The organism is Lysinibacillus sp. G01H (genome assembly GCF_028872195.1).
GTDB lineage: Bacteria > Bacillota > Bacilli > Bacillales_A > Planococcaceae > Lysinibacillus > Lysinibacillus capsici.
Window position 1 is genome coordinate 3,224,364 of sequence record NZ_CP118397.1, and the last position, 12,835, is coordinate 3,237,198.

12 protein-coding genes and 1 other annotated feature (1 of these 13 running past the window's edge) are annotated in these 12,835 nt (G+C 38.5%); all 12 genes read right to left on the minus strand.

Annotation, left to right across the window (positions count from 1 at the left end):
* Positions 1–7: 7 nt before the first annotated feature.
* Entirely contained in the window at positions 8–805 is a 798-nt protein-coding gene (gene minD, locus PSR12_RS16430) for a septum site-determining protein MinD (RefSeq protein ID WP_004226660.1), read from the minus strand.
* A gap of 1 nt (position 806) precedes the next feature.
* Positions 807–1,475 carry a septum site-determining protein MinC gene (minC, locus tag PSR12_RS16435; protein WP_004226657.1) on the minus strand — a complete coding sequence of 223 codons (669 nt, stop codon included), beginning with the start codon at positions 1,473–1,475 and terminating at the stop codon, positions 807–809.
* 27 nt (positions 1,476–1,502) lie between these two features.
* Entirely contained in the window at positions 1,503–2,027 is a 525-nt protein-coding gene (gene mreD / locus PSR12_RS16440) for a rod shape-determining protein MreD (protein ID WP_004226656.1), read from the minus strand.
* Positions 2,027–2,941 carry a rod shape-determining protein MreC gene (gene mreC, locus PSR12_RS16445; RefSeq protein ID WP_004226655.1) on the minus strand — a complete coding sequence of 305 codons (915 nt, stop codon included), beginning with the start codon at positions 2,939–2,941 and terminating at the stop codon, positions 2,027–2,029. The genes mreD and mreC overlap by 1 nt, the downstream gene beginning before the upstream one ends.
* 13 nt (positions 2,942–2,954) lie before the next feature.
* Positions 2,955–3,974: a rod shape-determining protein gene (locus tag PSR12_RS16450; RefSeq protein ID WP_004226654.1), complete on the minus strand. Its 1,020-nt coding sequence runs from the start codon at positions 3,972–3,974 to the stop codon at positions 2,955–2,957.
* Between the two features lie 579 nt (positions 3,975–4,553).
* On the minus strand, positions 4,554–5,225 hold the full coding sequence (gene radC, locus PSR12_RS16455) for a RadC family protein (protein WP_192807141.1): 672 nt from the start codon (positions 5,223–5,225) through the stop codon (positions 4,554–4,556).
* 33 nt (positions 5,226–5,258) lie between these two features.
* Positions 5,259–5,852 carry a Maf family protein gene (locus tag PSR12_RS16460; RefSeq protein ID WP_221680885.1) on the minus strand — a complete coding sequence of 198 codons (594 nt, stop codon included), beginning with the start codon at positions 5,850–5,852 and terminating at the stop codon, positions 5,259–5,261.
* Positions 5,853–5,950: 98 nt separating this feature from the next.
* A complete protein-coding gene (locus PSR12_RS16465; protein WP_221680886.1) occupies positions 5,951–6,595 on the minus strand; it encodes a hypothetical protein in 645 nt (214 codons plus the stop codon).
* 159 nt (positions 6,596–6,754) lie between these two features.
* Positions 6,755–8,014 (minus strand): bifunctional folylpolyglutamate synthase/dihydrofolate synthase, encoded by a 1,260-nt coding sequence (locus PSR12_RS16470; protein ID WP_274769785.1) that lies wholly within the window; start codon positions 8,012–8,014, stop codon positions 6,755–6,757.
* Positions 8,011–9,291 carry a bifunctional folylpolyglutamate synthase/dihydrofolate synthase gene (locus PSR12_RS16475; RefSeq protein WP_221681084.1) on the minus strand — a complete coding sequence of 427 codons (1,281 nt, stop codon included), beginning with the start codon at positions 9,289–9,291 and terminating at the stop codon, positions 8,011–8,013. Before PSR12_RS16475 ends, PSR12_RS16470 begins: the two co-directional genes overlap by 4 nt.
* Positions 9,292–9,425: 134 nt before the next feature.
* Positions 9,426–9,824 carry a hypothetical protein gene (locus PSR12_RS16480; protein WP_016991882.1) on the minus strand — a complete coding sequence of 133 codons (399 nt, stop codon included), beginning with the start codon at positions 9,822–9,824 and terminating at the stop codon, positions 9,426–9,428.
* 265 nt (positions 9,825–10,089) lie between these two features.
* On the minus strand, positions 10,090–12,735 hold the full coding sequence (locus PSR12_RS16485) for a valine--tRNA ligase (protein ID WP_274769787.1): 2,646 nt from the start codon (positions 12,733–12,735) through the stop codon (positions 10,090–10,092).
* Positions 12,736–12,816: 81 nt separating this feature from the next.
* Positions 12,817–12,835: a binding site (T-box leader), on the minus strand (it continues 239 nt past the right edge of the window).

A 12,835-nucleotide genomic window follows, 5' to 3' on the forward strand; every position in this document is an offset into this window, starting at 1 on the left:
TTTTAATTTATTTTGAGAAAAGGGCTTTAAGTTTTGAAAACATCCCTCTTTGCTCATCTTGAATAGCCATTAAAGGCACTGATTCACCAAGAATACGACGGGCAATATTTCGATAGCCTAATGACGCTTTATTTGAGGGATCCATTACAATTGGTTCACCTTTATTAGAAGATGAGATGACGCCTTCACTGTCTATAATAATGCCTAATAAATCAATAGATAAATGAGTTGTAATTTCATTGACATCCAGTGTGTCACCGCTCTTCATCATATGTTGTCGAATACGATTAATGATGAGTTTAGGTGCTGTGATCTCTTCCTGCTCCAGTAAACCAATAATACGATCTGCATCACGAACAGCAGAAATTTCAGGTGTTGTGACAACAATCGCATGATCTGCACCAGCAACAGCGTTACGGTAGCCTTGCTCAATTCCCGCTGGGCAATCGATTAATACATAATCATAGTCTCTTTTCAATTCCTCTACTAAGCTCTTCATTTGCTCAGGGGTAACAGCGTTTTTATCTGTTGTTTGAGCAGCAGGTAATAAAAATAGTTTCTCATCTACGCGTTTATCCTTAATTAATGCTTGATGAATTTTACAGCGTCCCTCCACCACATCAACTAGGTCATAAATAATACGATTTTCAAGGCCTAAAATCACATCTAAATTACGTAGGCCAATATCTGTATCCACTAAACATACTTTTTTACCTTGTAGAGCCAATGCAGTCCCAAGGTTAGCCGTTGTCGTTGTTTTACCGACACCGCCTTTACCTGAAGTTATGACGATCGCTTCTCCCACACTAGCTTCCTCCCTTAGACACATTTAACAATGGTCGAATATTTTTTAAGGCATGAATTTGATCGTACGTAATGCGTCCATCGTAGCCAATAAATGCACAAGTCATTTCTACTTGATTTATCGCTTTTACATGTTCATCTGACATTACCTGAACTTGATCGGCAATCATGATATGCGTGGCTTCAAATCGAGATGCTGCAATGATTGCTTCTTTATTACCTTGCATACCAGCATGTGCAATCCCTTTAAGTCTACCTAGGACATATACATTACCTCCAGCCTCAACACGACCGTTTGGATTGACATTTCCTATGATGGTAATATCCCCAGATGAACGCAGAATTTGTCCTGATCTGACCACTCCTATATATGTATCTTGTTGGCTTTCAAACATCTTCTGGTTGCTTTCGTGGACAGTCAGTACTTCACTTTGCACCTTTGATACAATAAGCTGCTCCGTTTCTTCTATAATTTTTATAAGTTCATTTAATTGTTCTTCAGTACAGTATCGATAGCCTAAGTATAATTGTACATCAACTTTACCATCGATACCGCCCTCTAAAACCTTATTCTTTAATTCTTCCACTAGTTCACCATACGCACATTGGTCGTCTAGGCGTAGTACAAAACCGTCCTTCGTTCCCTTCATATTAACTAACTGTTTTTTCATGAATGCCTCACCTCACGTTGTTCTTTGTTAAGAAACCTCACGTGCTCTCTGTAAGACACGCGCATTAATTAGATACTTGAAGGCCCACCCAAGAATCATTAAAAATAAAGCATTCGCAATGATTGTTGGTAGTAGTCGTGAACGTAAGAAATCCGCTAAAGGAATTGCTGTAAAATCGATTAGGAAAAAGAATTGATAGAGAATAAATTCTAAAATCGCTACTAGTACAACTGAAATTGTAGTTGTTACAACTAAGTGCTGATGTATAACTTTCACGATAGACCCTGCCAAAAAACATATAAGTGGATAAAGTACTGAATATAATCCAATAATATCAATGTAAAACACATCATACAAGACACCAAAAAAAAGTCCATACATTACCGCTCGTTGACGGCTGTAATAGATGGATATAAAAATAAGGTATAAGATTAAAAAACGCGGTACCAGAAAATAGACTTCCCCTTTAATTTCAATAGGGGAAAGCATAGCAAATTCTGGTTCTAAAAGGAATAGTAAAACCGCTACAGAGGGAATGAGAAATCGAACCATCACTCCGCCTCCTCTTCACTCGCCTCTTGCGGATTCGATAAATCCTCATTCGTTGCATTGCCATCTGAACCATCAATACTTGTGGATGTTCGCTTTGCAATCACAACATGCTCTAAAATTGAAAAATCAGCAGATGGTTTGACATACGCCATTTTTGTTAAACCATGATCATCTGTACTAACTTCCATAATTTCTCCTATCGGCACTCCCTTAGGGAAAATACCACCAAGACCTGAAGAAACTACTTGCTCGCCTTCTTTCACCTTCATGCTAGAATCGATTCGCTTCATAATGAGTTCATTACGTTCTTCATCAAAGCCCTCGATTAAACCGTATGCTTCTTTTTCTCCTAGCACCATCGCGGAAACACGATAGTTTGGATTATTTGTATTTAAAAGCTCTACCTCAGATGTGAAAGGTGTAACTAGGGTAATTTTCCCCACTAACCCTTTCGCCGTCATAACTGCCATGTTTTTTTTGACTCCATGAGAAGACCCTTTATCTAAAATAATTTTCTCTTCCCACTGGTCAGGATTTCTAGCAATCACTGTTGCTTGAATTGGATTAAATGCCTTTAAGCTCTCAGTTTTATCCAAAAGCTCTCGAAGCTTGTTATTCTCTGATTTTAAATCCGTAGCCTCAGCTTGTACAACTGCAAAATCTTCTAAGCGTGCTTTCAAACGTTTATTTTCTTCGTACGTGTTTAAGAGGGAGTCAATACTATTAAAAACACCATTAATATAATTCGCCGGCTTCGCAACGAGCGATTGTGCGAAACCGACAGTATCTTTAATAATTTGCTCTGGTAAAGTTGCATTCGTCCGATCACGTAATGAGAAGCTAATCAATGCCACAAGAAAAACCATGCCTATGAGCAGCAAAATTACTTTCTTATTGAAAAAAAAGTGTGGCATTGCCTAAACCTCCTTACCCTTTAACTTGTTGTTGACGAATTAAGTCGATATGATCTAATGCCTTACCTGTACCAATTGCTACACAGTCTAAAGGATCTTCTGCAATGAATACTGGCATATTTGTCTCTTGGCTGATTACTTTGTCTAAGTTTGTTAGCAGTGCCCCACCACCAGTTAATACAATACCGCGCTCCATTACATCAGCAGATAATTCTGGAGGTGTTTGTTCTAATGTTTTACGAACACCGTCAATAATAGAGGCAACCGCTTCACGTAAGGATTCAGAAATTTCCTGTGAAGAAATTTCGATTGTTTTCGGTAATCCTGTTAACAGGTCACGTCCTCTAATATCCATTCGTGCTTCTGGTCCTTCTGCCAATGCAGTACCAATTTCCATTTTTACGGCTTCCGCTGTACGTTCACCTATTGTTAAATTATACGTTTTACGGATATACGAAATGATGGATTGATCCATTGCATCACCACCAACACGGACAGATTCACTCGTTACAATACCACCTAAAGAAATAACGGCAACTTCTGTTGTACCTCCACCGATATCAACAACCATTGACCCTGTAGGATCCCATACAGGAAGATTTGAACCGATTGCTGCTGCAAATGGCTCTTCGATTGTGAACGCCTCTTTTGCACCTGCTTGGCGTGCAGCATCAATAACAGCACGCTGCTCCACTGAAGTAATACCATAAGGTACACAAATCATAACATTTGGTTTTTTCCAGTTGCCTCCAGAGTTTTTACATGCTTCTTTTAAATAATACTCGATCATTGCTGTTGTAATATCGAAGTCAGCAATAACGCCATCTTTCATTGGACGAATCGCTACGATTGAGCCAGGTGTTCGACCAATCATATTTTTCGCATCATTACCAACGGCAACAATATCCCCTGTTTTTGTATTTTTTGCTACAACTGAAGGTTCACGTAATACGATTCCCTTTCCTTTAATAAACACTAATGTATTCGCTGTGCCGAGGTCAATCCCGACATCTTTGCTTCCTAGTCCAAACAAATTGTGTACTCCCTTTCTATATAAGCCATACTTTCGTTGACATCCAATATATTTGACGACAATGTATAGGAAATTGAATTGTGTAAATACACAATTGACTCCTTTCAAAGTCCATAACACCTGTCAAAGTTTTTTATCTCCATCAGTTGGTAGTTTACACCTATGAAAAAACTACACACTCATTCACCTCACCACCAATTTTGATGGGAGTCCTCCCTGAATAAAGATAAAATTCATACCGTTCATTATAACGGAAAAACGCAAGAATTTGTAGTATCACATACTTCATCTCACAGAAAAGATACTATTTTAATTCCCTCTTAAACTAAAAATAGTACGTATAGATTAGCATATAATTTTTATTCCCATAAGACAATGTGTATCAGGCTACCAATTTTTGTGAAGATAATTGCTTTTCTATGAATACATTAACGTTATGTAAGAAAAAAGGTTCGCTAATATACCACAAAAAAATACAAAAAATTTTTAGGCCTGGTTATAATTAAGGCCATTTGTAATAGAGTTTTCTATACAACGAAATGGTGTAATCATAAAAAACTCTGCATATTGTATGCAGAGTTAAAAATATCCTTTTTCCTTTAAACTAATATATTGATGGTCGCCGATGATGACGTGATCTATTAACTCTATCCCTATAATATAGCCTGCTTCAACAATTCGCTTTGTTACTTCAATGTCCTCCGAGCTCGGTGTTGGCACCCCACTTGGATGGTTGTGGGCACATATAATAGAGGCGGCAGACCTTTTGACAGCTTCTCGAAATATTTCTCTAGGATGAACGATAGAGGCATTTAAACTGCCAATGAAAATCGTCTGCTTATGAATAATTTGATTTTTTATATTTAAAAAAAGCACTACAAAATGCTCCTGATTAAGCGACGTCATATCAGGCATTAAGTAAGTTGCTGCATCTTGCGGAGAACGTATCGTGAATTTCTCATCATTATGTTTTTGAGCCAGTCTTCTACCCAGTTCAATGGCAGCCATTAATTGAATGGCTTTCACCTCACCTATTCCTTTAATAGCCATCATTTCTTCGATGGTTGCGTGCTTCAAATGATGGAGTCGTTCAAAAACATTTAACACCCTATTTGCAAGAACAAGCACAGATTCTTCCTTTGTGCCTGTCCTCAATAAAATAGCGAGTAGCTCTTGATTCGATAAACTTTCAGCCCCTTGTCGTAATAGCCGTTCACGAGGGCGATCCTCTATATTGACATCACGTATCATCAAAGTTGGTAAAGCGTCTTCTAGCAAAAATATTCACTCCTTCGCAAACTGGACTATCTGTAGATCCACCAATTGCGAAAACAAAGCTGCAAGTGGTAGACCTACAACATTGTTATAATCTCCTTCAATTCGTTTAACTAATAGTGTACCAATCGTTTGAATGCCATAACCACCCGCTTTATCGAAAGGATCTCCTGTATCTACATAAGCTTCAATTAATTCCTGCGATAGACGGTGGAAAACAACTGTCGTCTCTTCCACAAAGGTCGTTTCCTTTCCATCCGGTTCGATTATAGCGACCGCAGTCATCACACTATGTTTGTTATTTGACAAACGTAATAAGTGAGAAATAGCTTCCTCACGCGTTTTGGGTTTATGTAGTAGCTCTTGATTGTAAACAACGATCGTATCTGCACCAATAATCGTGGCATTAGCTGCTTTTTTGGCTACATCACGCGTCTTCAATAAAGCTACTCCTTTTACATAATCCTGCATTGTATGAGCCTGTACACTTGTTTCTTCCACTTCACTTGTCAAGACTTCAAATGGGAGTGCTAGCATGTTAAGTAATTCCTTACGCCTAGGGGAAGCAGAAGCAAGGACAAGCTTATGATTTGTTTTTAACATTATCTGATCATTCCTCCTTATCCTTATGATACAGAAGAATGCACAATTTGAAAATTTTCAAAAAAACAAGATAATGAAGATTTCATTATAATTTATTGTTAAAACTTCACTTGAAGACACGTATTTTTAGATTGGTAATGTGCAAAAACATGCAGACGAATGATGTCGATATCGTTGGAAATAGTAGAGGCCGCTGCACCAATGGACTGCCAATCCTCAGGTAGCGTTGAGTCCTTGCCATTTTCCTTAAAATTTAATTTTGCGGCATTTTTATCTGCTAAAGCAGTTGGTAGTTCTGCCAAGGTCGGTTCTTTACAGCTTTCACCACTGACGCTAAATGCCTTTTTAAAGGTAGCGGGGTCCTGTAAAAATTTTAGCTGACTTTCCTCCGTCACCATGCTTGTCCACACATAAAACTTGTCATCAACTTGAACAATCGCGCTCTCTTTTAAGGCAGGATACTCAGCAACAAATGAACTTGCACTCTCATAGTTTGAATACACGCCAGCTTGGCTTGCATAAAACATAGATGCATTAGATGTATTGGTTGTCTCCCCGGCAGTTGGAATTGTTTCTGTTTGTGATTGATTATTTGCCACTTCACTACCATTTTTCTTTAAAGGTAATTGCGTGCTGGCTTGTAAAACGCCCAGAAAAATTGCTACACCTAATAGACCAACAAATCCACCTATAATCATTGCTCGAAATATTTGTTTTTTCATCACATGACTTACAATTTTCATTTAACTATCACCTCATCCTTCCACCTATCTATGCCAACATCATATGATATTATATGTACATTCCAAAGGGTAAATGCGAATTTATTATTTTTTGATACGGAACTCATTGCAATCCTAAATTTGCAGCCATAAAAAAACTAGGACTCCCTATCAAGAGCCCTAGTTATTGCATTGTTTTAATCTATGGCGAACCTCTGTTAATAAATATAACGATCCTGCTACAATGGTTCTCTGCTGTCTATGTGATTGTGCCTGTATAAAGGATGCATAGTCAAGCAAGGTTGTTTTCGATGTTGCATGAGAAAGTTTGACCATTTGATGGGCTGGCATTGCTCGTGAATTAGCAAAATCAACGAAGTAAAAGTCATCACTCACCTGCTCTAGAAGCCCGAGAATCTGCTGAACATCTTTATCTGCTAGTATGCCAACGACAAAGGTTATCTGCTCATTTGGATATTCACACTGAATCGTTTCTACTAATTTTTGAGCACTTGCAGGATTATGTGCACCATCCAATATAACGAAAGGCATTATTTCTTCAAAGCGTCCCAAAATAGAGGCCTTTTGCACAGCTTGACGAATAGCTGTTTGATCAATAGACACGCCTAATACTGACGCCACTTCAAAAAATGCTGTAATGGCGAGAGCCATATTGTTCCCCTGATGTGCCCCCTTCATAGTACGTTTCAGGTTCGCTATTTGGAACTGCTGTACGTCATTTATATAGCTTTCTCCATCAGTTGTCGGCTTAATGGAAAAATGCTGACCTAATGCAAATAGAGTGGCTTTTTTTTGATTGGCTACTGCCTCCACAACTCGCTTCGCCTCACCCGGCAAATCACCAATAATAACTGGACGTTGTTGTTTAATAATACCTGCTTTATGGTGTGCAATGCTTTCAAGTGTACCCCCTAAAAACTTTGTGTGTTCTAAAGCAATACTTGGGATAATAGAGACAATGGGTATTACCACATTTGTGCTATCCAATAAACCACCCATTCCCGCTTCAATCAGCGCAATATCCACCTGCCCATTGACAAAATGTAAAAATGCCGCCACCGTCAGCAATTCAAAATCGGTTAGTTTGCCACTCAGCCCAGCCTCATGCATCTGTTGAAAAACTCGATCCATTTCAGCTTCTTTAATAGGTTGACCAGCTATTTGAATTTGGTCATGAACATCAATGATACACGGTGACATAAATTTGCCCACGCGTAAGCCATGTTCTTGTGCAATTGCCTCTAGAAATGTTAACGTAGAGCCTTTGCCATTTGTGCCTGCTAAGTGGACGACACGTAAAGTTTGTTCAGGATTACCTACTAATGATAAAGCCTCTTCAATCGCTGTAAGACCTGGTTTAATTACATCATCACTTTTAACCTGCCATTTCTCTTTATAATGATCAAAGTTTGGGATCATTGTCCTTCCTCCTGTAGCCACTGTCGAGCTTGTGCTATAAAGTATAATGAGCCTGTAATGACAACAATATCCTCTTTTTGGCGTTCTTGTAATACTGTTTGAAGGCTTTTTAGCCATTCTGTATGAACCGTTTTATTTGCATGTGTCGACAACATCGCTAAGCTTTCAGCAGGCATTGCATTCGGTAGGTCTATTTGTGTAAAAGTGATCGAGGTGGCAACAGTATCCATTAGTTCTATACTGTTGGCATGATCCTTGTCTGCTAATGCCGCATAAATAAAGTGATAATGGTTTCTTGGATAGACATTTTTTAGTGTTTGGATAAGAGCAGCTGTCCCCTCGGAATTATGAGCACCATCTAGCACAATTTGATTTGGCCATTGCTCAAAGCGGCCTGCCCATTGCGCGCATTGTAGACCCTGACAAATAGAATCATCAGCAATGCCAATTGCCCCCTGCTCACGTAATGTTAGCATGGCTGTGATTGCCAAACTTGCATTATTTATTTGATGTTGACCAGCCATTTTTAATGGTATATCCTTCATCAAGACAGGGGCCTTTTCATATGTAAAGTGCTGATAGTCAGCACTTTGCCAACTATTTGTCACCGTGAAGTCTTGCCCTAAAACTAAGCATGATGCATGTCGTTCCTCTGCAGTAGCTTTAATGACAGCCAATGCCTCCTCATTTTGAACACCTACAACAGCTGGTATGCCTTCTTTGATGATGCCAGCTTTTTCAGCGGCAACCTTTGCGAAGGTGTCACCTAAAAAGGCTGTATGCTCTAGCGAAATCGTTGTAATAATAGATATAAGCGGTCTTACTACGTTTGTCGCATCCAAACGTCCTCCAAGCCCTGTCTCAATAAGTGCAATATCTACTCCTTCATGTGCAAAATATTGAAACATAATCAGTGTAACTACCTCAAAAAAGCTTGGAAAATCGCCATTGTAGTGTTCTTCTATAATTTTCGCAAGTTTATTGAAATAGTAGAGAAATTGCTCATCCGAAATTTGGCGGCCGTTAATGGTCATACGTTCATTGACTCGCTCTAAATGCGGAGACGTAAATGCCCCTACAGTGTAGCCTGCATGTTGAAGCATTTCTCTTAATGCGTTCACCGTAGAACCTTTACCATTTGAACCAGCTACATGGATTACTCTTAGCTTGTTGTGAGGTTCATCTAAATGCCCTAGTACTTCTCGCATAAGGACAAGTGGCGCACGTTTATGATCAACTGCTTTTAATGTAAAAATAAATTTTGTACATTCGTTCATTGTGTTAAACAAAAGAAACACTCCTTCTTACTGCAATATCTTTATTTTAGTACAAGTAACGTTTAATAACATAGCAAAATGACAAAATACAAAAAACACGCAGCTAGCAACTGCGTGTTCGTATTAATATTATTTTAGTGTACTTTATGAGCACCTAATAAAGCACCCATATTATTTAAAATAGTTTTTGCATCACTATTTAATAAAGGATGAACATCTGGGCGTTGCACTAATTCAAAAGCGTTTTTTAACGTTCTTTTTAGCATCGATATATCAAAATCTGAGCAATACTCATTAATTTTTTGGATTGTTAATAAATCAGTCCTTGATAATTTAATGCTATCCTGCTGAGGATTACTATTTGCTAATATGTGCTTAATCAGGACACGGCCACTTGTATTCAATAAACGATAATACTTTGCTTCGGATAATTTTAAGAGATTTGTTTCGATCAATACTCTCGCACTTACAAAGTCTAATTCATCACATGCTTTGTTGACTTTTGTAATAATGGTTGCAATATTTCCTGACATTCTCAACACCTCCATAGGCTCTTATTTTCTTTACTAACAAAGACTGTCTATCTAAAATACCATCCATTCTCAATTTCAGATTTGGTTTTTCACGGCTAAATAACAATGAAATTAGGTTTTGTTTCCTATAAGTTCAGTGCTGAACATCATCTATTAGACCAATTTATTTAAAATAATACTATATATTTTTACCTAATTCAATGCATATCTTTAGCTCTATATAAAAAAACAATGGATGACTTTTTCGTCATCCATTGCTTCATCTTTACATATTTTTTAATTCTTCTAAACGTTTTAAAACAACTGCATGCTTGCTTTCGTAATCTGCTAATTTCTCACGTTCTGCGTTGACTAACGCTTCCGGTGCTTTCGATACAAACTTCTCATTCGATAATTTACCTGTAACAAGCTTTACTTCTTTCGCCCATTTCTCTAATTCTTTTTCAAGACGGGCAATTTCTTCCTCTAGATTGATTAGTCCAACAAGAGGTAGGAAAACTTGTGCTCCTGTCACAACAGCCGTCATTGATTGTCCTGGAGCCTCTAAACCTTCACCAATTGTTAAAGTGTCAGGATTACAGAATTTTTCTAGATATGCTTGATTCTCTTCAAGTACAGCTGCTGTTGCTGCATCTTTCGCTGAAATAAACAACGGTACTTTTTTGCTCATTGGTGTATTTACTTCCGCACGAATATTACGTACTGAACGTATAATATCCATTAGGAGCTTCATATTATCTGCTTCATCAGCAAAATGAAGATCTGTGCGTACTGTTGGCCATGCTGCCACTGTAATAGATTCACCTTCATGTGGTAAGTGCTGCCAGATTTCTTCTGTAATGAAAGGCATAAATGGATGTAATAGACGCATTGTTTGATCTAGTACGTAAGCTAAAATAGAGCGAGTTGTCTTTTTAGCTGCTTCATCCTCACCGTAAAGAGGTAATTTTGCCATTTCAATATACCAAGAACAGAAATCATCCCAAATGAAATTGTATAGTTCACGGCCAACTTCACCGAATTCATAACGCTCTGCAAGAGAGGTAACGCGTTCAATCGTTTCATTTAAGCGCGTTAAAATCCATTTATCAGCGACTGATTTTTCACCAGTTAAATCGATCTCATCATATGTCATTCCATCCATATTCATAAGCGCAAAACGTGATGCATTCCAAATCTTATTGGCAAAGTTCCATACTGCTTCTACTTTTTCAGTTGTATAGCGTAAATCTTGACCAGGTGATGAACCAGTAGCTAAGAAGTAGCGTAATGAATCTGCACCGTATTGTTCAATGACATCCATTGGATCAACACCATTGCCAAGTGATTTACTCATTTTACGCCCTTCACCGTCACGTACTAAACCATGAATTAGCACATCTTTAAATGGACGTTGATCTGTAAACTCAAGACCCTGGAAAATCATTCGAGAAACCCAGAAGAAAATAATATCATAGCCTGTTACTAATGTATTTGTTGGATAGTAACGTTTATATTCTTCATTTGCTTCATCTGGCCAACCCATAGTAGAAAACGGCCATAGTGCTGAAGAGAACCATGTATCTAGTACATCTTCATCTTGCGTCCAGTTTTCTGCATCTGCTGGGGCTTCTTTACCTACGTATATTTCACCTGTTTCATTATGGTACCAGGCTGGAATTTGATGGCCCCACCATAATTGACGAGAAATACACCAATCGCGAATATTCTCCATCCAGCGAGAATATGTGTTTTCAAAACGAGCAGGAACAAAGTTTACTTTCCCTTCTTCGTCCTTTTGTAGCTCTAGGGAAGCATCAGCAAGTGGTTGCATTTTAACGAACCATTGTGCTGAAAGATATGGCTCAACAACAGCACCAGAACGCTCAGAGTGTCCTACTGAATGCATATGCTCTTCAATGCGAATTAACACACCTGCTTCTTGTAAATCAGCAACAATTTGCTTACGGCATTCGAAGCGATCCATTCCTTTATATTTGCCCGCAAGATCATTCATAGTACCGTCTTCATTCATTACTAGAATGCGCTCCAGATTGTGACGATTACCCACTTCAAAGTCGTTCGGATCATGGGCTGGTGTCATTTTTACAACCCCAGTACCAAATTCCATATCAACGTACTCGTCAGCAACAATTGGAATTTCGCGACCTACAATCGGTAAAATAACGTTTTTACCAATTAAGTGCTGGTAACGCTCATCGTTCGGGTGAACAGCTACCCCAGAGTCACCAAGCATTGTTTCGGGACGTGTTGTAGCAACTTCTACATAGCCTGAGCCATCAGCTAATGGATATTTCATATGATAGAAGGCACCTTGCACATCCTGATAAATTACTTCAATATCAGACAATGCTGTTTTTGCTGCTGGGTCCCAGTTGATAATACGTTCACCACGATAAATTAAGCCTTTTTTATATAACTGAACAAAAACTGTTTTTACCGCGTCTGAAAGACCTTTGTCTAATGTGAAACGTTCACGTGTATAATCTAATCCAAGACCAAGCTTTGCCCATTGATCACGAATATGTCCAGCATACTCTTCTTTCCATTCCCATGTTTTTTCAAGGAATTTTTCACGTCCTAAATCATAACGTGTAATATTATCCTCACGTAGCTTGGCTTCTACTTTTGCCTGTGTTGCAATACCCGCATGGTCCATACCTGGCAACCATAGGGCATCATAGCCTTGCATGCGTTTCATACGAATGAGGATATCTTGTAATGTTGTATCCCAAGCATGACCTAGGTGTAATTTACCTGTTACGTTCGGTGGTGGAATAACGATTGAATAGGGTTTTTTCCCACTTTCAGGCTGTGCCTCGAAAAACTTCCCTTGTAACCACCATTCATAGCGACCAGCTTCAATGGACTGTGGGTCATATTTAGTTGGCATTGAAATGTTTTCTGTCATATTGACTCCTCCTATTGTTTGAAAACTGTTGGTAAAGAAATACTATTTATTTTTTTACCCAATAAAAAAACTCCTCTCGTCTAAAAGGACGAAGGAGTTT

What these genes read in the sequence shown, in the direction of transcription:
- PSR12_RS16480 (WP_016991882.1), bottom strand. Translation starts at nt 9,824, where the DNA reads ATGTCAGGAAATATTGCAACCATTATTACAAAAGTCAACAAAGCATGT.
- PSR12_RS16460 (WP_221680885.1), bottom strand. Translation starts at nt 5,852, where the DNA reads ATGTTAAAAACAAATCATAAGCTTGTCCTTGCTTCTGCTTCCCCTAGG.
- mreC (WP_004226655.1), bottom strand. Translation starts at nt 2,941, where the DNA reads ATGCCACACTTTTTTTTCAATAAGAAAGTAATTTTGCTGCTCATAGGC.
- radC (WP_192807141.1), bottom strand. Translation starts at nt 5,225, where the DNA reads ATGATACGTGATGTCAATATAGAGGATCGCCCTCGTGAACGGCTATTA.
- PSR12_RS16485 (WP_274769787.1), bottom strand. Translation starts at nt 12,735, where the DNA reads ATGACAGAAAACATTTCAATGCCAACTAAATATGACCCACAGTCCATT.
- PSR12_RS16475 (WP_221681084.1), bottom strand. Translation starts at nt 9,291, where the DNA reads ATGAACGAATGTACAAAATTTATTTTTACATTAAAAGCAGTTGATCAT.
- mreD (WP_004226656.1), bottom strand. Translation starts at nt 2,027, where the DNA reads ATGGTTCGATTTCTCATTCCCTCTGTAGCGGTTTTACTATTCCTTTTA.
- PSR12_RS16470 (WP_274769785.1), bottom strand. Translation starts at nt 8,014, where the DNA reads ATGATCCCAAACTTTGATCATTATAAAGAGAAATGGCAGGTTAAAAGT.
- PSR12_RS16465 (WP_221680886.1), bottom strand. Translation starts at nt 6,595, where the DNA reads ATGAAAATTGTAAGTCATGTGATGAAAAAACAAATATTTCGAGCAATG.
- minC (WP_004226657.1), bottom strand. Translation starts at nt 1,475, where the DNA reads ATGAAAAAACAGTTAGTTAATATGAAGGGAACGAAGGACGGTTTTGTA.